A 21,622-nucleotide genomic window follows, 5' to 3' on the forward strand; every position below is an offset into this window, starting at 1 on the left:
AACTGTACTGCTCGAAGTCGCTGGCTACTGAGCCGGACCGGCCAACCAGCACGTCGAAGGGAACCACCATGATCAGAACCAGAAAGGCGCTGAGCGCTGTCGCCTTGACGACGGTCCTTGCGCTCAGCGCGGCCTGCGCCGGGCCGGCGGCCGACACCCCGGACAAGGCAGCAGAGCTGCGGATGACGGTCTGGACCTCGGACGAAGCTCAGCTGAAGCTACTCGACAGCATCGGCGACGCCTACCGGGCCGACCATCCCGACGTTGCGGAGATCACCTTCGAAAGCCTGCCATTCGCCGACTACAACACGACGCTCACCACGCAGATCGCCGGAGGCAACGCCCCGGATCTCGCCTGGATGGGCGACCTGTCGCGGGATCTCATAGCCTCCGACGCACTCGTCGGTCTGACCGACGAGCTCAAGTCCACCCCGGGCTGGAAGTACGACGACCTGCTCGACAGCGTGACAGCGGAGTTCAGCCGCGACGGCACGCTGTACGCCTACCCGTTCTCCAACTCGCCGTACGCCCTCTATGTGAACACCGACCTGCTCGCCAAAGCCGGACAGAAGATCAATCCGGCCACACTGACCTGGGATCAAGTTGCAGCCGCCGGAGCGGCCGTCCACGCCAAGACCGGCAAGGCCGGCTTCGTCGTCCGCGACTTCGACTACAAGGCGTGGAACATGCTGGCCACAGTGTGGACCGGCTGGGGCGCGTCAGCGTGGAGTCCGGACGGCAACACCTGCACCTTCGCCAGCTCCGAGATGCAGCAGGCCTTCACCTTCCTGCACGACGCGGCGTTCAAGACCCAGGCAATGCCCGGCCCGGGCACCACCGCCGACTTCTTCGCCGGCGATGCCGCCTTCACTATCGCGCAGGTCTCCCGCGCCTCGCTGCTGACCGGCACGTTCGGCTTCGGGCTCTACCCGCTGCCCGCGGGCCCCAAGGGCAAGTACTCCGTCCTCGGCCAGGCCGGGGTGGGCGTACTGGCCTCCAGCAAGCATCCGGACCAGGCGGCGGACTTCCTCGCGTACCTGACCAATCCGGAGAACGCCGCCAAGCTGGCCCAGTACTTCCCGCCGCCGCGGAAGTCGTTGCTGACCGGGGACAAGCTCGCCGCGAACAACAAGGTCCTCAGCGCCGCCCAGCTGCAGGACGCGGTGGTCGACCGGCTGCCGGACGCCGTCACGCTACCCAACCACACCAGCCCGGCGGAGATAGCCCAGAAGGGCAAGACGGCGCTTGATGCGATGTGGCGCCCGAATGCCGACATCCCGTCCGTCCTGCGCTCGGTCTGCGCCGCGATCGATCCGATTCTGGCCAAGTGACCAGGACACGGGCCGCTGAGCGGGCCACCCCGCAGGCCGCCGGGCAGGCGGCTGCGCCGGCCGCCGCCAAGGCCGCACGCGCATCCGGGCCGACCTTCTGGACGACCCGCCGGCGGGACGTGCTGACCGGCTACCTGTTCATCCTGCCGCAGCTCGTCGGGGTGGCGGTGTTCGTCCTGCTGCCGGTCGGCATGGCGATCTGGTACAGCCTGAACGACTGGAACGTCTTCACCGGCAAGCAGACCTTCGTCGGCGGCGAGAACTACGCGGTCCTGGCCGACGATCCGCAACTGCCCAAGGTGCTGCTTGCAACGGTGCTCTTCTCCGGCGGGGTGGTGGTCGTCAACATCACGCTCGGGCTCCTGATCGCCGTTTTGCTGAACCGCAGGTTCCGCGGTGTCACGGTGTTCCGGATGCTGTTCTTCTCCCCGGTGGTGGTCTCCGTGGTCGCCTGGACCCTGGTCTGGGGCTTCCTGCTGCAGGACAACGGCGGCATCAACGGCCTGCTGGGCACGGTCGGGATCGACGGACCGAACTGGCTGCAGGAGGGCGACACCGCGATGGTGTCGGTGATCCTCACACAGGTGGTGCGCAGCGTCGGGGTCAACATGGTGCTGTTCCTGGCCGCCTTGCAGGGCGTGCCGCAGGAGTTGTACGAGGCCGCCCGGATCGACGGTGCGAACAGCCGCACGGTCTTCGCCCGGATCACGTTGCCGATGATCTCACCGACGGTGCTGCTGACCGTCATCGTCACGGTGGTCGGGGCGTTGCAGTCCTTCGCCCAGATCGCCGTCCTGACCGGTGGCGGGCCGGAGCTGTCCACCACGGTCCTCGTGTACTACGTGTTCCAGCAGGCCTTCGAGTTCAACAACATCGGCTACGGCTCGACGCTGGCCCTGATGCTGCTGTCCTTCGTCATGCTGCTCACCTTGCTGCAATGGCAGCTGCGTCGTAAGTGGGTGTTCTATGAGGACTGACAGGGTCCGGTCGGTACTGCTGGTGATCGCTCTGGGTGTGCTGGCGATCCCGTTCGTGGTGCCGACGATCTGGATGGTCGCCGCGTCGGTCAAACCACTGGCGGAAATCTTCGATGCCCCACCATCGCTGTGGGCCGACTCGCCGACACTGTCCGCATACGCCGAGGCATTCAGCTTTCAGCCCTTTGCCCGGCAGTATCTGAACAGTGTCTACATCGCCGCACTGGTCACACTGATCACCCTGTCGGTGTCCAGTCTGGCCGGGTACGCCTTCGCCCGGATCCGGTTTCCCGGGGCGAATGCGCTGTTCCTGGTGGTGCTGACCGGGATGCTGGTGCCGAGCGAAGTGACGATCGTGCCGCTGTTCCAGCTGTTCAAATCGGCTGGCCTGATCAACACGCACTGGCCGCTGATCCTGGTGACCGCACTGGCCGCACCGTGTGTGCTGGCCACGTTCATCATGCGGCAGTTCTTCATCGCTCTCCCGGTCGAGCTGGAGGAGGCTGCCCGCCTCGACGGCCTCGGCCGGCCCGCGATCTGGTGGCGGATCTGCCTGCCGCTGGCCAAACCGGCCCTGTCGGCGGTGGCGATCCTGACGTTCCTAGCCTCCTGGAACCTCTACCTGGAACCCACGGTGTACCTCACGTCACCAGAGCTGTTCACGTTGCCGCAGGCCCTGACCCGCTTCACCGACGCCTACGGCGGCCAGATGTGGAACACTCAACTCGCCGCTGCCACCATGACCGTCGTGCCGATGCTGATCGTCTTCGTCCTGGCCCAGCGCCACTTCGTCGAAGGCCTGTCCCACTCCGGCCTCAATGAACGCCAGGTTGGCGACCGTCGGCAGCCGCCGGACAGGGGAGGGAGCCGTGATGGTGGGCGATGGTGCTGCAGCGGCCACCGGTGCCCCCATGGTAGGCGCATCCGCAAGTGAAGGTGGGGAACCGAAATGAGTTTGCGCCTCTATCTGGACAGCGCCCGGCAGCCCCGTACGCCGGACGGGTCGGCGGGTGAATGGGCCGACTTCTTCGACGGGGCGATGGAACTGGAGGCCAAGAACTGGCCGCCGCTGCTGTGGTGGGCGATGTTCAGCCCCGGAGACCTCGTGGAGGCGAGGATCGCCGACACCGAGGACGCCGGTACCGATGAGCGCGCGGAGTTGCTGAGCCAGTGGGGCGAGGCCACCTACCCGTACCTGGTGGTCGACCAGCGGACGGCGCTGTCGCGACTGCACGCCCGGCGGCAGGGACTGACCAGTCGGCTCGGCGCGCAGTTCTCGTCCCTCTACGATGAGTTCGTCGCACTCATCGACGCCCGGTTCGGCCCCTATGTGCTGCTGCGGACCGAGGCGTTGGCCGATGGCGGTGAAGGCGGCATACGCCTGCTGTTCGAAGAGACCCTGGCCGACGTGGACCGCCTCGACGTCGGTCACGCCACAGCGGCCGGCGGGCGAGTGGACAGCCTGATCTCGGATTTTCAGCGGTGGCAGCACACGGATCCGGTCTGGCTACTGTCAGGTGCTGGCGACGGATGGCCGAGCGTCGCGCTGCGGGAACGCTACGCCGCCACTGCGGTCAGGCGGTCATCCAGCCAGAGTGCCGAGCGCTCCACCGCTGTGGGCTGGGTGTGGGGCGTTCTCGTCGTGGTCTGCAGCATCGGTGCGTACTGGCTCACCGGGAGTGTCTGGCCGATCGTCGTCGCGTTCGGCGTGGTCCTGGCCGTGCTGATGGCAGGTTTCGTCCGGCGGCGGAGGTGAGCGGGCAGGCCAGCACGACGGGTCAGGTGACCAGCACGTGATCACCGCTCGACCTTGATCCACTTCTGAAACACGCCCTAACGCAACGGTGTTGAAGTCCTAGAAGTCAGTAAACGCCAAGCTATCTCCACGAGGTCACGTAGCGCCGCGAGGGGCGGAGCTGCGCGTCGAGTGCTTCGGCACGGTGGGTCGTTGCTGCTCAGCTTCCGTGTCGGCGATGAGTCGCAGTTGAAGACTGAGGGCTATGGCGGGCATCCGATGAAGGTCTATGTCCATCGCCGACAGCATGACCAAACGATCGACCGCGCCCCGATTCGCTATGGCCCGGGGCGGCGTCGCGCGTGCGACGCAGCGTCGCAACAAGACGTCGCCCCGTTGACCACGTCGGCCAGGAACAGGTCCCGGTACCTGAGGACGTGTCACGCTCCGTGCCCGCCCGACCAGTCATCCGGGTATTGCGCCGCTAACCCTCCCCTGAGACAGGCGCCTGCGCGATCTGGAAAAACTGCAGGTCAGAGCTGATTCGCGCTGCTAAACCTCCTCTGTTCCAAAGTGGCGTCACACGCCGCACGACACTCATGCGGCATGGACAAGGAGGAGTTCCATGAGCGAGCGCACGACAGCCCACGAGTCCAGGAAGAGGAAGGGAGAGCCGCGGCCCGACATGGAGTTCAGGGCCCGCGGGTTTCACGTCAGTGTGAACAAGGTCCCGTGGACGGGCCTCGCCCTGCTGGCGGGTGCCGTCGCTGGGTGGCCGGCGGTCACGTCTGGATGTTTTGACCTGACGGATGGGGTGGCCCTGCGGAACGTGCGAAGTGACCGCGAGGCCATCCCAGGAGCACCGTCCTGTCGGGGCACTCATGACCGACCGTACGAGCCGCGGTGGTTCACCGCCCGGTGAGCTGCTGCATCCGTGCTCGGCCCGGCCCCGGGCGCAGCTGCGATGAGGCTGAGGCCGCGGGCAGCCCCGGGCTGGCGGTGACCTCACCTGTCACTGCGGGGCTACGACCAGCACGCATGACCCGGTGTCAGTAGATGGTCTCCCGCTGCGATCACGAGGGCTCGGGCGGACCGGCCCGCGCCGCGGTCGAAGGCCGAGACGGCCGGCCGCCGGGGCGTCTTCGACCTCTACCTCGTCAGCGAGTCCGAGCCGACCTCCGCGAGCACCGCACAACTCGCCTACCGCACGACCGCAGACGGGCATGAGGCGAATGCGGGGCCCGCCCTGACCAGCCCTGCACCCCGTGGGGCGACACAGGCCGCGCACTGTGCCAGACCTGCGTACACATCGAGCGCCTCCCGTACTTCACAACAGTGTCGGAGCGCCCCTTGGCTGGCTTCTCCTGATGCCCTGCTCGAACAACCCTGTCGAACGGCGCTGTCAGTGGCGCACGGTAGCTTCGGGACTGTTCGAGATCACGGGGTGAGAGGGGTGAATTCGTGGGTGTCAGGCATGCGTTGAGCGTCGTCCTGGTCGACGTCAACGACGAGGTGGTGACGGCCTGGCGGTCCGCGTTCGCGGACACGCCGGAGGTCGAGATCAGGCGAGGATCCCTTCTCGATGTAAATGCCGACGCCTGGGTCTCTCCCACCAACGAGCGTGGCCGGATGGACGGTGGGGTCGACGCCGTCGTCAAGCGGTACCTCGGTGTGGGCATCCAGGTGCGAGTGCAGCGGGCGATCCGCGACCGGTTCGGCGGACGGCTGCCGGTGGGCAGCGCGGTGTGCGTCCCGTCCGGGGCGGACGTACCTCGGTACCTGATCTCGACGCCCACCATGCGCCAGTCGTCGCAGAACGTCAGCGACACGATGAACGTGGCCCTGGCCTGCGCGGCCGCCTTCCAGGCGGTGCATCTGCAGAACCGGGCGAAGCCGGGCAGTATCCGGTCGGTGGCCCTCGTCGGGATGGGCGCGCAGACCGGGCAGGTGCCCGCGAAGGTGTGCGCCAACCTGATGTGGACGGGCTACACCCTCTTCCACGACCACGGTTTCGCGGACTACGACGAGTTGCGGGCCGCCGTACTGGGGCAGCTCGACGAGATCGAGGGAGCGGGGTCCGCACGGCGGGTCCGGATCAACGTGCCGCAGCGGCCTTCCTTTCGTCACTGACCCGAAGACCTCGCAGGCCGGTACCGCCCAGGGCGCGGACACCGGCGACGACCCTGCCGCACCTGTTCAGCATGCCGGGGCGCTCGTGGAGGCGTCCGGTTCGAGTATTGGGAGTTCCACCCTCGTGAGTGATGTCGACGTGACGGCCGCGGGCGATGCCGGATCCCCGGCCGGGGATCCGCTGGGACTGGCCGGCCTGTTCACCGATGGCTGCGAGCCGTGGCTGCCGCTGCTCGGACCGGTGATCGAGGCGCAGCCAGGAGCCGCCGACTTCATCGGCCTGAAGCGCAGCCCGGAAGTCGTTCCGGTGCGCGAGCTGACGTTCCAGGCGTTGAAGCCGCATCCGCCGGAGAAGTGGAAGGTGGTCGTCTTCGGACAGAACCCCTATCCGCGGGCGGAGAGCGCGACCGGCATCGCGATGTTCGACAACACCTTCAACGACTGGAAGGACAGTCAGTTCGGCCGGGTCGTCAGCATCCGCTGCCTCATCAAGGCGGCCGCGATGTGGAAGTACGGCATCGTCAAGAAGACCCCGATCGCCGATGTCCGCTCCCTGCTGAAGAAGGAGGACACGGTCCAGCCGCCCGAGTGGTTCCAGGCGATGCTCACCCAGGGTGTGCTGCTGCTGAACGCGTCCCTCACGGCGAGCGCGGACGGGGCGATGGCGACCGATCGGCACACGTCGTTCTGGCGCCCCGTGGCCGAGCGGATCGTCGAGGAGATCCTCCGGGCGAAGCAGGACACGGTGCAGGAGGACGACCGGGGAGTGGTGTTCGCCTGGTGGGGCGCACACGCCCGGAGTCTGAAGAGGGTCGTCCAGCGGCTGGAGAAGAAGTACCCGGGGGTGCAGGTCCGTCACCTGGACCACGCCAATCCGGCCGCGCAGGGGGATCTGTTCTGCGAGGGCGACCACTTCGCCCAGGTGAACGACGCTCTGGCGATGGTGGGGGCCGAGCCGGTCGACTGGCTGCCGCGGAAGGGCTGGGACCAGGGGACGGGCGGGGCCGACGGGCCGGAGGACGGTGGTGTCGCGCAGCGGATGGGCGCGTTCATCGCGTCCACGATGGAGTTGCACCAGCTGTATCTGGAGCGGCTCACCAGCGTCAAGGACGAGGGCCTCGTCCTGCCGCCCGTCACCGGCGTGTTCAACACGCCGCTGATGGACTTCCGGAAGGCCGTCGAGCCGGTCTCGCGGGTGCTCGCGAACCTGGATCGGCATATCGATCTGTCGAGTCGTTTCGGGGAGGCGAAGGCCGCCGAGGCGGCGCCCACGGACGCGCTGTCCGGGAAGGCCGCGGGCGCCTTGTCGGCCGACGCGATCTCGGCCCTCTACCTGTACACGTGCGAGTCGGGCTTCTACCGCGAGATCAACGCCGTGCTGCGCTCGTCGGACCGTGAGCGCGTGGTGCCGTACCTGCCGTACCTGCGGTTGCTGTTCTCGGCGATGGAGGCGTTGCCGGCACAGACGCAGCCGCTGTGGCGTGGTGTGGTGCTGGATCTGCGGTCCCAGTACCCGCTGGGTCGGACGGTGACGTGGTGGGGCGTGTCGTCGTGCACGTCCGAGCTGGGTGTGGCCCGTGCGTTCCTCGGCGGGCGTGGCCGGCGGACGCTGTTCGAGGTGACGCCCGCGCGGGCGGTGGGGATCCGGCGGTTCTCCGCGTTCACGGGTGAGGAGGAGTACATCCTCGCGCCGGGGACGCAGCTGAAGGTGACGGAGGTGAAGGCCGAGCGTGGGGGTCTGTGCACCGTGCGGCTGACCGAGCTGGAGGGGGTCGGCCTGGTGTCGTGACGTCCCTGGGCCGGGCAGACGAGCGCCCCGTGGCGGCCTGAGCCGTGCCGTGGAAGAGGACTGGAAGAGCCGTACCCGGATCTGAGCCCCGGGCCGCCGCAGGAGTCCGTCGACGTGATGTACGTGCGGTGTGCGGCGCGTTAGGCGACCTCCTCCTGCTGGACCAGTCGGCGGTGGAGGCGATCGAGGAGGCATGTGATCACGTAGGCCGGAAGCACCCCGACCGCGACTCGCTGGACGTCCTCGGGATGGTCACCGCTGTGGCTCACCCTCCGGCCGGCACTGACGACATGGAGGCGTGGTCCGCCGGCTACAACCGTGCCCGGATCCACCAGCCACTCAATGAACTGCTGCGCAGTGAAGGGTGAGCGCCAGAGCATGAGTACCGCGGGCTCTGACTGCAAGGCATCTTCTACGTCCTTTGTAACGACATAGCCTGGCAACTCCTGCCGCGGGGGCATGGGTTCGGCTCTGGGGCGGCCTGCTGGCGTCGCCTGAAACAATGCCAGCAGGCCAGCGTCTTCGACCAGCTGCACCGCGGCCAACGTCGCGGCCGCCGACGACTACGCCCGGCTCACCCCGCGTCAGCGCTCGGCACGCCGGGTGGCGCGCGTGCTGCAGCGATCTTCGATCGAGCGACAGGTCCGGCGCCCGATGGGCTTGCTCGAGCGGGTACTGGAGCACGTTTCGGTGCCCCGGACCGGAGTTGGCCGGCCTCGCACCCGGCCCGACCATGTCTTGGCGGACAAGGCCTACACGTCCCGGACGAACCGCCGCTACCTGCGACGACGCGGAATCAGGCACACCATCCCCGAACGTCTCGACCAGCAGAGACATCGAAAGAACCGTGGTTCCCGAGGCGGGCGGCCCACCGGGTTCGACGGCGAGCGCTACAAGAAGCGCAACACCGTCGAGCGCACCATCAACCGCCTCAAGGGCTTCCGCGCCGTCGCGACCCGCTACGAGAAACGCGCCTACATCTACCTCGGCACCGTCACACTCGCAGCCCTCACCATCTGGCTCCGCACATGATCGGAGAAACAGTGCCTAGTACGGGACGAGGCCGTAGCCGGCGGTGTGGGACTTGTTGAATGCGTGGCCGGAGAGCGGGCGGCCCCGGACCTGCGAGGTCGGGCGGCCGGGCGGTACGGGGCGGTCGGCCGCCCGGACGCCGACTCCACTCCGAGCTCGGCCGGCGGTGCCCTCAGCCACGCGTGGCTGAGGGCACCGCCGCATTCCGGTCGCCGGCGCCTTCGTCGGAGGTCGGCTCTCGGTGCACTTCCTCGACCGGCCGTGAAGAAGACTCCGGCTGATCGGCAGGCGCCGCGAGATCTTCGGCTACGCCGATATCGACAAGGGTCCGCTGCGTTCGCCGCAGTTGCCCAGGCCTGCCGCGATTCCTACGGTGCAGCCGTGACGGGCAGGAACGGGAGGAGTTCACACGCGGGATCGCTAACCGTCGTAAACCCCCCAGTCCCGCACGCTGCCGTGACCGGAGCAGTCACCGCTGAAGACCCAGTAGCCCGGGCCGACCAGCGGACCCCAGATTTCGGTACCGTCCGAGCACTGGGTCCACGATCCGGAACTTCCGTAGTCGACGTTGCAGTCCGCTCTCCACGACGTGCCGTAGTTGACGAAGTTGTTGCAGTAGTTCGAGTGCTTGATCGAAGGCGCTCCGTTGCCGCCCTGAGTCACCACTACCGGCCCGTCAGGCACCTGTCGCGGCTGCGCCGTAGTTGCCGAGGCCGCGGACTGGACGGGCGTGGCACTCGCCGGTGCGGCTACGGCAGCGGAGGCTCCGACCAGGACGAGCAGCAGTCCAGCCGCTGGTACCGAATAGCGTTTCATTTTCCCTCCATGGGAGCAGGAATTCGCGCGGGAGCACCGCGCAATGCACGGGACAGGCATGCCCATGCCATGGGCTGAACCGTGCGATCTCACCGTGACACGGGAGGCGCGCGGGCAATTGGGAATCAGCGCAGCGTCACTTGTGTCCTGGCGCAGTCCGGGCCTGCCGTGTGGCCTCGTGGCGGAATTCCGTGGGAGTCATGCCATGGGCTGCCCGAAATGCTCTGCTGAACTCGGCCGGCACCAGGAAGCCCCACCGCGCTGCCAGCGCACTGATCGACTGGTTGCGTTGCCGGGGGTCGGTGAGGTCGGCCTGGCAGCGCTCCAGGCGCCGCCGGCGGATTGTGGCCGCGACGGTACTCGACTCCGTACGGAACAGTTGGTGCAGGGCGCGGACGGAAATGTGATGGTGTGCTGCGATATGCGCCGGCGTGAGTTGGGGATTGCTGAGGTTGTGGTCGATGAAGGCGTGGATGCGGGCCAGCAGGACTTGGCGGCGGGTGTCTGCGGGTAGCCCCGATGCGGCATCGAGCCGCGTGGCCAGAAACGCGGTGGCCAGGTCGAATCCCACGCTCCCCAGGCGGAGCAGTTCCGCCTCGTCGCAGTGCGCGGCCTGGTCGCGCAGCCCGGTGAGATAGGACGTGAGGAGCGCTCCCGACCCGGTCCGGGCGGGGAGAAGTGTGGCGACCAGTTCGTCCGTCCGACCGAGGGGGAGCGGGATCGCGGTTCTGGGCAGCCGGATCATGGTGAGCTGAGGGGGCTGTCTGCCGTCCCGGAACTCACAAGCCAGAGGGACGGAGGTGTCGAACAGGGCCAGGTCGCCCGCCCTGAGCAGGATGTTGTTGCGTCGTTGCTCCAGCCCGACCGGGCCGCCGTGGACCAGGAAGAGGAAGTAGGACTCGGGATCCGCCCGCCGGATGTGGATCGGGGTGCGGCGGGCTGACATCGGGGAGAAGCGGAATGCTGACACCTGGGTCCGGGGCAGCTGCAGCGAGGCCGCCTCTCCCACGAAGGAGTCGACGCGTTCGCACGTGATCGACACGGGAATGACCGCTTCGGCGACCATCGACGACCACCATTCGAAGCCGCCGCGCGCGCTGACGCTGTTCGTTGAGACGCTCGCCGCCCATGTGCCCGCCATCTCTCGCCCCCTGATCCTGAACATGACAGGCCTCAATCTTCGGCTGCCCGAATGCCGACAAGCGAGCGGCTCGCCGGTCAGTCTTGCAACCTCTCAGGCCGAGAAGCTGTGCACCTTGTCGCTGGAACCGTGGCGTGGCGAGCGTTCGATCGGCTGCGGCCCGTTCCTGTCGGCCCTGGCGGAATGCGGGGATCCGGGGATACGGACGCGTCCTCGACCGCCGCACCTGGGCCACCCGTGAAGCCCTCCGCACCGCGATCGTGACGTGGGTCGAACGGACCTACCACCGGCGCCGTCGGCAACTACGGCTGGGCCGATTGACCCCCATCGAGTTCGAGACCACTATGAAACCCGCCGCAGCCCTCGCGGCATGAAACCCCACTGTCACCTATCCGTGCAGCAGTCCCATGTGTCCCACTCTTGCTTGCTCACTCAGCAATCGTCGCAGAGCCGGGGGCACGACAGGCTGCCCACACCGCTGACCAGACCATCCCAACTCGGAGCTCACCCTGACCGTCCGGACCCGGTGAACCTTCGCGGACCAGGGCCGGCACGCTGCTCCTGGACCACGATCCCGGCCGCCGCGCCGGCACTCCGCTGCACGTGAACCCCGGCGGCCGGGGTGGCCGGTGATGCGCTGCTCGTACGATGACCGTGTGACTGTCCGCCGCGCTCTTGGCGCCGGTCCCCGGGCTCCCGCGCACAGCATCCGCGCCGCCCAGGCCGACCTGTTCGACGCTCTTCCCGGAGAGCGTCTGTCCGACCTCGACGAACTGCGGGCCCGAGGCGTGCTCGGTTCCAGTCCGGCGGCGCCTCCGTCTCCGCGGCGGACTCTCGGGACCGGTGGCCGTACCGATTCCGAAGCACCTGTTTCTGCCCCTCCGGCCAGGCCAGGGCCGGGGACCTGAAGCAGGCGGGCCGAGGGCGAAGGTGCTGATCGCCACTCCCAGATTGATCAAGCTGCCTTCGAGCCGGATCCGTGCAGCGCGGCGACTTTGGCCGGACGCACCCGGCACCACCGCGCGCGACCCTGGAGGTATGGCCCGCATACGTTTCTGCGATTCCTGCGGGGCCCGGCTGCCCGAGGGGGCGTCGGCCCGTCGACGGTACTGCGACGACGTCTGTCGGGCCCGGGCGTACCGGGACCGGCAGGTCGCCGACCGGATCTGGCGCCTCGGGCTGATGCTCGCCGAGGCGGAATGGATCGGGGACACCGGCATGATCCGGCTGCTGACCTGCCCGGTCTGCGTCCAGCCGGCACGAGATCAGCCTCTGCCGGAACGTATGACGGCTCTACGTCACGCTCGACCGATCCCCTGCGGCAGCTCCAGGGACATCCCTGCGCCTCCTGCCGCCCGCCTACCGAAAGAGAAAAGGGTGTGGGGAGGGCGGGAGCGCCTCGGGGATCGGCGGCCGGCCAGTCCTCTCGCGCGTCGGCGGGGCCGCGCGCGCCGGTGCCTCGGTGTTCACCGCGACGCGGTTGGCTTTGTCGCGAGAACGGGAGTTTGTCGACGGCTTCGGGAGTCGCTCACGGCCGCGCGGGTGGTTCCGGGGCCACCCCTCGGCGAAGGCCCTGAGCTGTCTCCGCTGTCGTTCTTCCTCCGTGATCCGGTCGGCGAGGACGGGTTGGTCGATGTACGGGGCGACGGCGGCGAGGACCAGGCGCTGAAGCTCGGTCGGGTCGAGAGCCTCGACCTCCCACTGCACCGGCTGACCGGGGTCGAGCCCGTATCGGCTGGCGAACCCTGCCCAACGCGGGTCGCCGGCCTTCCCCGCAGCCGCGGGCAGCTCGTAGTCGCGGACCTGGTCGTGGGTGAGCAGGACGCGTTCCACGTGGCTCCAGCAGTCCGTGCGGGCCACCCCATCCCGTTCAATGTCGGCGCCCGAGGCGTCGAAGTCGCCGACGTAGAGCAGCACGGCCGGACGCGGGTCGTGGGCCGTGCGCTCGCGTACCACCTGTACGTAGCTCTGGCTGCCGAAGCCCCGGACGACAAGCACGGGGACGCCCGTACGCTTCAGCCAGCCAGTCAGCTGAGCCCGCAGGGTGTCCTTCTCGCAGGCCACGTACAGGGCCGACCTCTGGCCTGCGGTCCGGTCCAGGGCAAACCAGTCCGGCGCGGCCCGGAGGAAGGCGTCGGCGTCCGGCCAGGCCGGAGAGACATGGACCTCGCGCAAGGGGTCGATGAGGTCGGGGAACCGCTCTTCCCGGCGGGCTTGGGCGAGACGGGAGGACAAACGCCGGGACGTCGGCGCAGTGTGCGGGATCATCCCCTCCGAGACGAGCCGGTAGTAGACCTGTCGGAGGGTGCAGCCGCCGACCTGGTCGTAGCTGATGACGATGTCGGCGGCGCGTTCCACGATGCTCGGCCACTGGAGTCTGGGCACACCGGTACAGGTACCCATCGGGTCAGCGGCGGGTACCTCCCGAATTCGTGAACATCGACTTGGTCGCCAGCCGACTACCAGCGCATCCCGAGCGCATCCAGATCCGCCCGGCGCTGCTCGGCGAGCTTCCCGGCCCGCTTGCGGACGTTGTCGAGCCACATGCCGAGCTTGACCACCACGCCGCCGTCAGCACTGTCCTGAGGGCCTGTCGGGACCGCCTCCCCGTCCAGCTGTTCAACGTGCTTCCGGGGCACTCGCAGGTGTCCCTCACGGGCGTGGAACTGCCGCGCTGCTGCCAGATTGGCCGCCCACTTCGTATCCTGCGTCCGTTTCACCGGCCGCTCGTCTTCCCCGGCCACCTGGAGCCCGAGGGTGTTCTCCAGGATCCACTGCTGTACGGGCAGGAGCTGTTCCCACCCGTACCGCTGTGCCGTGACCCAGCGTCCGAGGTCTTCGCCCTGGACGACGACGTCGCCCGCGGCCTCCGGGAGGGTTCCGCCGGCCTGGACGTGGTTCTGGACGAGGCGGTAGCACCGCTGCCACCCGGTGTCCCATTCCGGGCCTTGAAGCCCTGATCCGCTTACGTGCGGCGGCGTGCAGCGGGGTCGCGTTCGGCGACGTGCCGGGCGACCGAGTCGACGCTGGGGCGGGCATACCGCTCCAGGGATCGGACGGAGGCGTGGCGGGAGCGGGCCAGCAGCATCGGGGCGGAGGTGCCGTCCTCCGCGTCGTGCGTCAGGGCACTGTGCCGGAGCCGGTGAAGCGTCCAGCCGTCCAGGTCCTCGATGTCATCGGGTGAGGCGAGGGGGTTGGCCAGCAGCCGGGTGTTCTCCTCGAAGATCTCCTCAGCGCGGCGGTAGGAGAGCCGGGCCCGGCCGGTCTCCGGGCACACGTCGAGCGTCGGTGTTCCGGCCGGGGCCTTGCGGTCTGTGAGGAACAGCGGGCCGCGCGTACGGCGGGCGATGAGCCGGGGCAGTAGCTGGGCGGTGCCGGACTGCCAGTGAATCCACTCGGTCGCCCCGCCCTTGGCAGTGATCTTCCCTCGCTTGTCCTGCGGGTAGAGGTCTTCCACGTTGAGGCACAGCACCTCGTCGGCCCGTGCGGCGGACTCGTAGAGCATCTTCCACTGCGTCTTCTCCCGCAGCGCGACGTCGAGGCGCCACAGGGCGGCGATCTGGTTCTCAGCGAGAGTCTTGGTGCGGTCCGGCGGTGCCGGCCGCCGCTCGATGCCGATCGTGGGATCGCCTTCGATCCAGCCCTGGCGCTGCCACCAGCCGATCGCCTTGCGCGCGATGGACAGCTCCCGGTTAACGGTGTCGGCGTCCATCTCGTCCGCCCGCGCCGCCGCCAGCTCGGCCAAGACCTCCGGTAGTGCCGGGTCGTCGATCGCGGCGACGGGGAAGACGGGCGGCTTCGCGCCCCGGCGGGCGGGTCCGGTCGGCGCGGGTTCGCCGGCGAGCATCCACCTCCATGTCGTGAGCGAGATCCGGTAGATCCGTGCGGAGGACTTCGCGATGCCCGCGCCGGTGAGGTACCGCTCGACCGCCGCGGTGTACGACGCGGGCGGGCGGACAGGGGCACCACCCGGGCGCGCGGCACACGCAGCGCGCCCCCGCTCCCGAGTTCGGTCACTGGTTCGATCGTCATACCTGTCCCGCCCCTCCGGCTCTGCCGCAGTAAATGCGTACACCTCGCCCCGGCGGCCGGGATGCCCCACCGCAGGTCGCGGTGATCGCGGTAAGGGCTCCGCCGCAGCAAATCCGGCATTTACTGCGGCAGTTGCGAACGCGTTTCCGCGATCGAGCATCCGCCCGAATGCGGTTCTGCTGTGCGGACTTGAGGGGAGGGGACTGTCAGTGCCCGGCGCCAGCATGCTTACCTGGGTCATGCCCCAGATCCTCCGTCACGGGCAGGCACTCGGCGAGCAGGTCGACGATGTCGCGCCAGGCTCGCTGCGCGTGCCGTGGGTGGTAGCCGACGCCGGGGACCACGGGGTGGCCGACCGGCGGGTGGTGGAAGGCGTGCAAGGCGCCGCCGTAGACCGCGAGGCGCCAGTCGACGCCCGCGGCCTGCATCTCGGCGGTGAACGCGTTCCGTTGCGCGGGCGGCATGATCGGGTCTTCCGACCCGACCCCGGCCCACACCGGGCAGCGGATGCGCGCCGTCTCGCCCGGTCGGCCCGTGGTCAGTGCGTTGACTGTGCCGATCGCGCGTAGGTTGACGCCGTCGCGCCCGAGTTCCAGCCCGATGGCGCCGCCGGTGCCGTAGCCGATGGCGGCGATCCGGTCGGGGTCGGTCCGCGGTTCGGCGCGCAACACGTCGAGCGCCGCGTGGCCGATGCCCCGCATCCGGTCGGGGTCGGCGAGCAGCGGCATGCAACGGGCCAGCATCTCCTCGGGGTCGCCCAAATAGCGCCCGCCGTGAAGGTCGAAGGCCAGCGCTACATATCCCAGCTCGGCGAGAGCATCGGCCCGGCGGCGCTCGACATCGCTGAGCCCCATGCCCTCTGGTCCGAGCAGCACCGCGGGCCGGCGGTCGACACCGGCCGGGAGTGCGAGGTGCCCGATCATCGTCAAACTGTCGGCCGGATACTCGACTGTACGCGTCGTAATCGTCGTCATGAGACTGGACTGTAGTGATCGTCGAGCCCGGTCCGGCTGGTGTTCTGCCGCTGGCAGAACAGCGCGGGTATCCCTCTGAAAGGCGTTGTCACGTTGGTGGGGTGTTGATCGGTTGAGGGCGCGTCAGGGCGTGTGGGGGTTGAGCGGGGGCCTGGGTCATGATGCGGTGGGCGGGGCGGTGGCGCCGGTGATCTGGTCCCAGATCGCGAAGCGGACGGTCATCTCGGTGCGGTGGTCGGGGGCGGTCCTTCGGTGTCGGCGTGGCCGGAAGTGGGGTGGGATGCCGCTGAACGCGGACAGGAATCTCTGAGCTCCTCCGACGCTGTGGAAGCTTTTCATGGCGCGTTCGCGCTGCCTCGTCGGCTGGTGGGAGTTCTCGGCCCGGTTGTTCAGGCCTTTGTGGGAGCGGTGCTCGACCGAGGGCGTCACCTCGCGGTGGGCCGCTCCGTAGGAACGGAGCTTGTCCGTGACGATCACCCTCGGCACGGCCCCGATTCCTTTGAGGAGCCGACGGAAGAAGCGCCTGGCCGCAGCCTTGTTGCGCCGGTTCTGGACGAGGATGTCCAGCACGTTGCCGTCCTGGTCGACCGCGCGCCAGAGGTACTTCTGCTCGCCGTTGATCGTGATGAAGACCTCGTCAAGATGCCATTTGTCGCCGGGGCGGGAACATCGGCGGCGCAGCGCGTTGGCGTAGGGCTGCCCGAACTTCAGACACCACCGGCGGACCGTCTCGTAGGACACGATGATGCCGCGCTGCAGCATCAGCTCCTCCACCTCACGGAATGACAACGGGAAGCGGAAGTACAGCCACACGCAGTGGGAGATCACCTCGACCGGGTACCGGTGCCCCTTGTACGACGGCGGCGTACTACCCACGGACAACCCCCTCCACCATGATCACCCCGAAGATCATCCCACCCGGTCAGCCAACGTGACAGTGCCTGTTGGAGGGCTTCAGATCGCGGTGGATCACCCCGGCCGCGTGGATGGACTGCAGTGCCTCGGCCACCTGCGCCGTCAGCGCCAGCACCGCCTCTACCGCCAGCGGCCCCCGCGCGGCCACCGCATCGTGCAGAGCCGGCCCGGGGACGTACGCCGTGGCCAGCCACGGTTCGTCGGCGCCCAGATCCGCGTCGACGACCGGCACTGTGTAGAGGCCCTGCACCCGCCGAGCCGCGGACACCTCCTGCTCGAACCGCTTACGGAACGACGCGTCGGCCGCGTACTCGCGGTGCACGACCTTGACCGCCACCGCGCTGCCGGCCGGGGTGCGCGCCAGGTAGACCCGGCCCATGCCACCCGCACCGAGCAGGCCCTCCAGCCTGTACGGGCCTGCGGTGACCGGATCCCAGCGGGCGGACCGGCGGTGGCTCGGCCGGCCACCCCGGGGTGCCGGCCAGGTGCGGAACCGCGCGCGGGCCATGGTCCGGTTGGGACATGCCGACTGTCACCCCTAGCTGGTCGTGCCTGCGCCACGCGGGCAGTTGCCTCGTACGAGGACACGGCACAACTCGCCCTCACCGTACGGAACCCGGCGCTCCGTCGAGGCCCGCGCTGGTTCGAGCGGCAGCGTAATGGAGCCCTGGCCGGGGCGTCTGTCCCGGTCCTGTCACAAGCGGGGGTCCGACGACGGCCGCGGTCCGGCCGCCCGGACCGTACTAACCTCGGGCTTTCACGAGCGGGTCGGTGCGCACCGAGAAATCAAAGCCCGGATGATCCAGCTCCGGTCCGAGCACCTGCTTGGCGGGGAAAACACCGACTCTTCAAGAACGAGAAGTTCACCCGGCGTTAACCCAGGCGCCAGACGTCCGACACCAGGAATAGTAAACCGGTGTGCAATCGGCTGCAATGTACGACACGAGCAATCAGCGGATAAGGCGGTACGCACGACGGGAAGAGCCAATTCCTGCAGGGACGGGCGGTCGACAAAAAGCGCCCAAACAGGCAAGAAAGCCCGTGAAAGTGACCAAATGTGACCCGAATGCAGCCCGTTCGGCGGGCTGGCGCGAAACTTCAAGAATTGATTCGCCATATTTGACCCAGAATGGAAGAGCCTGTGAATTAGGCCACCGCCAGGTGCGCCGGGCACACCCGCCCGCTCACGTCGCTCAGCTGCCGTGCTCGACGGCAACCCCCTGGCCGACACGTACGTCGGCCCGGTACGCGCGTCGGCCCGGTACGCGCGTCGGCCCGGTGCAGTCCAAGCCGACGCGGCGCCGCCCCAGCAAGACGCGCTGCCCACTGCCATGGACGCGACACTCACATCGCAGCCCAACGGCACCCTTCCGTCATCGGGGCATCAAATTAATTAATTCCATCGAACCCTCAGGGCCGCAGCTGCGTTAAGCGATTTCCTGCAGGCATGCCGACCGCCACATCCCTATGGACAGATCCCCGAAATTACCTAAGATTATTCGCGATCTCAGGAGGGTACGCGGCACCGACCTCACCCTTTTCCGGTCGCACCAGAAAAGCAAAGCGATCGAAAAGGAAGTAGAAATAATGCGGAAAATTTCAGGCGCCATCGCCACCGTAGTGGGAAGCGCCGCCATGCTGGCCGGGCTCACTGCGCCCACCGCATCCGCGGCCGGCGTGGAGCACTGCTCGGAGATCCTGCCCATCACGACCTCGGCGGTCTGTATCAACGACGACGGTGGCTACCGTGCCCACGTGAGCGTGGCCGTGGACCTCCATGGCCATATAGGGGACTTCAATCTGGAGTGTGACAACGGTCAGAAGTTCGGCGACCTCGGCCCGTTCAAGATGGATGGTTCTGACTACAGCTACATCTTCACCGTCGGGCGTCAGGGTAGGTGCCACGTAACCCTGTACGTCAGGGACGCCGGATTCTCGATCTCTTCGCCGAGCATCACGCGCTGACATAACGCGACCGCGGCAGGACCAACGCATCGCCCGTCCGGCGTGCCACCCACACCGGACGGGCGACTCGCGCCGGATCGACAGCTACTAACCTCGCCGCTTCGGTCTTCTCGGCCGTGAGTGCCGCGCTGCGGGCGGCTGGCCCGGTAGCCGATGGGGGGTGGGCCATCGTTCAAGGGGAGAGCGATCATGGCGGCGAGGCTGTGAGAAGGCACGCGTACATACCGACGGCTGACTCGAAGCCGTCAGGGCACCGGCGAGGGGCCGAGATCCACTGGAGATTTCCTCAACACGGAGCCGGAGCGGCGCCGTGTGACCATGCCGATATGACATCTGGTCGGATCATCTTCCTCAATGGCACCTCCAGTTCAGGGAAGTCGAGCATCGCCCGGGAGCTACTGGACATCCTCGACGACGGCGTCTTCTTCCACCTGGCAGTCGACAGCTTCAACGCGATGCGCAGCAAGCGGGAGCTCGGGACGGAGAAGCTCGACGCCGCGCTGCGGGGGACCAGGATGGGCTTCCACCGCTCGATTGCGGCCATGGCCGAGGTGGGCAACGACATCGTGGTCGACCATGTGCTGAGCGAGCCGTGGCGACTGCTCGACTGCCTGACGGTGCTGCCACCCGAGGACGTGCTGTTTGTCGGCGTCCACTGCCCGCTGGATGAACTGGCCGGGGCGACCGCCCGCCGGGTCTCGCGGCCCACCAATACGACCTGGTCCACGCTCACGGCGACTACGACCTGGAGTGCGACACCAGCACGGCAAGCCCGAGCGAATGCGCACAGTGAAGCTTCCTCTTGATGTTGGACACCTGGAGTCTGGGACGTGAGGTTCCAGAGGAAGTAGTGGCAGGTGGGAGGCAAGAGCAACCGCCGTAGGCGGTATGCGGAGGAGTTCAAGCGCGACGCGGTCGCGCTGGTCCGGTCTTCCGGCAAGACGGTCACCGAGGTGGCCCGGGAGATCGGGGTCAGCGCCGAGGGACTGCGGAACTGGGTCAAGCAGGACACGATCGACCGCGGGCAGGGGGCGCCGGGCGAGCTGACGAGCGCGGAGCGGGAAGAGCTGCGTCGGTTGCGGCGGCAGAACCGTGAGCGGGCCGAGACGATCGGGGTGCTGCGAAAAGCGGCGGCGGAGTCAACCGGTTGATGCAACAGCTGCCGCGAGCCTATCAGCGGGAGTTTCGAACCCGAGGGTCTGCCGGGGGCGGGTGTTCAGCTTGAGCGCGACGGTATCCAGGTCGGCCTGGGTATATCCGGACAGGTCGGTGCCCTTGGGAAAGTACTGGCGGAGCAGGCCGTTAGTGTTCTCATTCGATCCCCGCTGCCAGGGGCTTTTCGGATCGGCGAAGTAGACCTTGACGTCGGTGGCCATCGTGAACCGCTTGTGGTCGGCCAGCTCAGTACCCCGGTCCCAGGTCAGTGAAGTCATCAACCCGTCGGGCAGGTAACGGACTTGATGACTCAGCGCGGAGATCACACTGGTGGTGTCCTTGGTCTTCGACGCTGCGCCGCTGTCAGGGGCGGACGAGGACGATGCCGACCTTGCCGGGCCGTACCGCGTGCTCCACGGCGTCGGCCAGCTCGCCGAGGCCGTATGTGGCGGCCACATCGAACTGCTCCGTGAGCGCCAGCGCGATCTGCTTCGCGGTGGCGATGTCGGACGCCCGCCGCTCGGGGGACGCCTCGGACGGCCACCCGCTGATGATGTTCTTGCCTCGCAGCGTCAGCGACTTGCTCACCAGCGTCGATGCATGCACCGAGATCGGCTCCTCGGCGATCATTCCGTAACTGACCAGCTTCCCGCCCGGCGCCAGGAGGTCCACAAGGCTCCCCGCCATCTTCCCGCCGATCGGGTCAAGGGCGACGCTCACCGGACGACCTCCGGCCGCCTTGCGGACCTCGTCGGCCCAGCCCGGATGTTCCGTCGCCACGACCGGCACATCCGGGAACCGCTTGCGCAACTCGGCGACGCCGCGCTCGCTGCGCACGACGTTGATGAGCGCGAAGTTGTGGAACTGGGCTACGCCTGTGACCAGCCGCCCGACCGACGAGCCCGCGGCGGTCTGCACCAGAAAGCCGTCGTAGCCGAAGGCAACGTGCTCCTGCGCCTCACGGCGCAGCATCACCGCGGTGAGCGGGTTCGCCAGCATCTGTGCGGAGACCTCGTCCGGCAACTCGTCTGGTACGGCGACGACCGCCTCGGCGTCCGCCACGAACCACTGGGACCAGGATCCCGGCTGGGGGAAGACCGTCACGCGGCCGCCGACCTTGACACCCGGCGCCACGCGCGTGCCCGGGCCGATCGCCTCCACCACGCCGGTGGCCTCGATGCCCGGCGTCACCGGATCCGCAGCTTCCCCTGGGTAGGTCTCGATGGGGTGGAGATCTCCAGGGTGTACTGGGAAGGCCGTGGTGCGGACGAGGACCTGGCCGCGCTCGGGCGCTGCCGGCTCCGGCTCCTCGATGAGGGTCAGGACATCGGCGGGCGATCCGCCACGGGTGTAGACGACACGCCGGTTCATGGCTCTCCTCCTGCGCGCTGGTACGTGCGGGGCTTGGGAGGGGACACCAGCCGACGTCCCGCAGCAGCAGGTGCTGCCCGCTGAGTGCACCGTCCAGGCGCATCAGCCGCCCGCGCTCACGCAGGCCCCCGTTCACGCTCGCATGGTGGGCAACCAGCAGCACAGCCGAATAGGCCGATCGGGTTCTGGGCCATATGAGAGGTCCCTGGCGCCGCACTCTCACCGGAAGCGATCAGTGAGCCGACGCAGGCCGTCGAGG

The 21,622-nt window shown here is 68.1% G+C and carries 17 protein-coding genes and 7 pseudogenes; 15 read left to right on the forward strand and 9 right to left on the reverse strand.

The genetic code is table 11. The features are described from left to right. The first annotated feature begins 68 nt into the window (after window positions 1-68). The 10 genes and pseudogenes from OG611_RS26770 to OG611_RS26810 all read left to right on the forward strand — a co-directional run. Complete coding sequence (locus OG611_RS26770; RefSeq protein ID WP_266424848.1) at window positions 69-1,331, forward strand: sugar ABC transporter substrate-binding protein; 1,263 nt, start codon at window positions 69-71, stop codon at window positions 1,329-1,331. Continuing rightward, window positions 1,328-2,308 (forward strand): carbohydrate ABC transporter permease, encoded by a 981-nt coding sequence (locus OG611_RS26775; RefSeq protein ID WP_266424850.1) that lies wholly within the window; start codon window positions 1,328-1,330, stop codon window positions 2,306-2,308. Before OG611_RS26770 ends, OG611_RS26775 begins: the two co-directional genes overlap by 4 nt. Beyond that, window positions 2,298-3,242 (forward strand): carbohydrate ABC transporter permease, encoded by a 945-nt coding sequence (locus OG611_RS26780; protein WP_266424853.1) that lies wholly within the window; start codon window positions 2,298-2,300, stop codon window positions 3,240-3,242. The genes OG611_RS26775 and OG611_RS26780 overlap by 11 nt, the downstream gene beginning before the upstream one ends. A gap of 15 nt (window positions 3,243-3,257) precedes the next feature. Further along, a complete protein-coding gene (locus OG611_RS26785) occupies window positions 3,258-4,064 on the forward strand; it encodes a hypothetical protein (RefSeq protein WP_266424855.1) in 807 nt (268 codons plus the stop codon). Window positions 4,065-4,229: 165 nt separating this feature from the next. Then, window positions 4,230-4,358 (forward strand): annotated as a pseudogene (locus OG611_RS26790) (SAM-dependent methyltransferase); the annotation flags it as partial. Between the two features lie 1,146 nt (window positions 4,359-5,504). Continuing rightward, on the forward strand, window positions 5,505-6,173 hold the full coding sequence (locus tag OG611_RS26795; RefSeq protein ID WP_266424857.1) for a macro domain-containing protein: 669 nt from the start codon (window positions 5,505-5,507) through the stop codon (window positions 6,171-6,173). Between the two features lie 124 nt (window positions 6,174-6,297). Further along, window positions 6,298-7,962, forward strand: coding sequence for an ADP-ribosyltransferase domain-containing protein (locus OG611_RS26800; protein ID WP_266424860.1), 1,665 nt, complete (start codon window positions 6,298-6,300; stop codon window positions 7,960-7,962). Window positions 7,963-8,090: 128 nt separating this feature from the next. Further along, window positions 8,091-8,330: a hypothetical protein gene (locus OG611_RS26805; protein WP_266424863.1), complete on the forward strand. Its 240-nt coding sequence runs from the start codon at window positions 8,091-8,093 to the stop codon at window positions 8,328-8,330. A 39-nt stretch (window positions 8,331-8,369) separates the two neighbouring features. After that, window positions 8,370-8,486 (forward strand): annotated as a pseudogene (locus OG611_RS40925) (IS5/IS1182 family transposase); the annotation flags it as partial. Between the two features lie 184 nt (window positions 8,487-8,670). Beyond that, window positions 8,671-8,994 (forward strand): annotated as a pseudogene (locus OG611_RS26810) (transposase); the annotation flags it as partial. A gap of 952 nt (window positions 8,995-9,946) precedes the next feature. Here OG611_RS26810 and OG611_RS26815 read toward each other — a convergent pair. Then, entirely contained in the window at window positions 9,947-10,852 is a 906-nt protein-coding gene (locus OG611_RS26815; protein WP_266426258.1) for a helix-turn-helix domain-containing protein, read from the reverse strand. Between OG611_RS26815 and OG611_RS26820 the strand changes: the two genes are divergently transcribed. Both OG611_RS26820 and OG611_RS26825 read left to right on the forward strand, forming a co-directional pair. After that, a complete protein-coding gene (locus OG611_RS26820) occupies window positions 10,842-11,192 on the forward strand; it encodes a hypothetical protein (RefSeq protein ID WP_266426327.1) in 351 nt (116 codons plus the stop codon). The two genes, OG611_RS26815 and OG611_RS26820, sit on opposite strands and share 11 nt — an antisense overlap. Next, a pseudogene (locus OG611_RS26825) lies at window positions 11,161-11,325 on the forward strand (IS3 family transposase); the annotation flags it as partial. The gene OG611_RS26820 and the pseudogene OG611_RS26825, both read left to right, overlap by 32 nt. A 985-nt stretch (window positions 11,326-12,310) precedes the next feature. Here OG611_RS26825 and OG611_RS26830 read toward each other — a convergent pair. From OG611_RS26830 to OG611_RS26855, 6 genes and pseudogenes are all read right to left on the reverse strand, one after another. Next, window positions 12,311-13,354 carry a hypothetical protein gene (locus tag OG611_RS26830; RefSeq protein ID WP_266424866.1) on the reverse strand — a complete coding sequence of 348 codons (1,044 nt, stop codon included), beginning with the start codon at window positions 13,352-13,354 and terminating at the stop codon, window positions 12,311-12,313. 56 nt (window positions 13,355-13,410) lie between these two features. Then, window positions 13,411-13,671 carry a helicase associated domain-containing protein gene (locus OG611_RS26835; RefSeq protein ID WP_266424869.1) on the reverse strand — a complete coding sequence of 87 codons (261 nt, stop codon included), beginning with the start codon at window positions 13,669-13,671 and terminating at the stop codon, window positions 13,411-13,413. Window positions 13,672-13,916: 245 nt separating this feature from the next. Beyond that, window positions 13,917-14,798, reverse strand: coding sequence for a tyrosine-type recombinase/integrase (locus tag OG611_RS26840; RefSeq protein ID WP_266424872.1), 882 nt, complete (start codon window positions 14,796-14,798; stop codon window positions 13,917-13,919). A 391-nt stretch (window positions 14,799-15,189) separates the two neighbouring features. Next, a complete protein-coding gene (locus OG611_RS26845) occupies window positions 15,190-15,957 on the reverse strand; it encodes a dienelactone hydrolase family protein (protein WP_266424874.1) in 768 nt (255 codons plus the stop codon). 156 nt (window positions 15,958-16,113) lie between these two features. Continuing rightward, window positions 16,114-16,839, reverse strand: a complete 726-nt coding sequence (locus tag OG611_RS26850) for an IS6 family transposase (RefSeq protein ID WP_266424877.1) — start codon at window positions 16,837-16,839, stop codon at window positions 16,114-16,116. 61 nt (window positions 16,840-16,900) lie between these two features. Next, window positions 16,901-17,396, reverse strand: a pseudogene (locus tag OG611_RS26855) (protein kinase); the annotation flags it as partial. Window positions 17,397-18,339: 943 nt separating this feature from the next. Here OG611_RS26855 and OG611_RS26860 point away from each other — a divergent pair. The 3 genes and pseudogenes from OG611_RS26860 (at window position 18,340) to OG611_RS26870 (ending at window position 19,988) form a co-directional block, all read left to right on the forward strand. After that, a complete protein-coding gene (locus OG611_RS26860) occupies window positions 18,340-18,837 on the forward strand; it encodes a hypothetical protein (RefSeq protein ID WP_266424880.1) in 498 nt (165 codons plus the stop codon). 326 nt (window positions 18,838-19,163) lie between these two features. Beyond that, window positions 19,164-19,627, forward strand: a pseudogene (locus OG611_RS26865) (chloramphenicol phosphotransferase CPT family protein); the annotation flags it as partial. 67 nt (window positions 19,628-19,694) lie between these two features. Further along, window positions 19,695-19,988, forward strand: a complete 294-nt coding sequence (locus tag OG611_RS26870; protein ID WP_266424883.1) for a transposase — start codon at window positions 19,695-19,697, stop codon at window positions 19,986-19,988. On the opposite strand, the pseudogene OG611_RS26875 reads toward OG611_RS26870, so the two are convergent. Beyond that, window positions 19,977-20,294, reverse strand: a pseudogene (locus tag OG611_RS26875) (IS30 family transposase); the annotation flags it as partial. The gene OG611_RS26870 and the pseudogene OG611_RS26875 overlap by 12 nt on opposite strands. Window positions 20,295-20,355: 61 nt before the next feature. Next, entirely contained in the window at window positions 20,356-21,363 is a 1,008-nt protein-coding gene (locus tag OG611_RS26880) for a zinc-binding dehydrogenase (RefSeq protein WP_266424886.1), read from the reverse strand. Window positions 21,364-21,622 lie beyond the last annotated feature (259 nt).

It is taken from the genome of Streptomyces sp. NBC_01363 (assembly GCF_026340595.1).
In the GTDB taxonomy this organism is placed as follows: Bacteria; Actinomycetota; Actinomycetes; order Streptomycetales; family Streptomycetaceae; genus Streptomyces.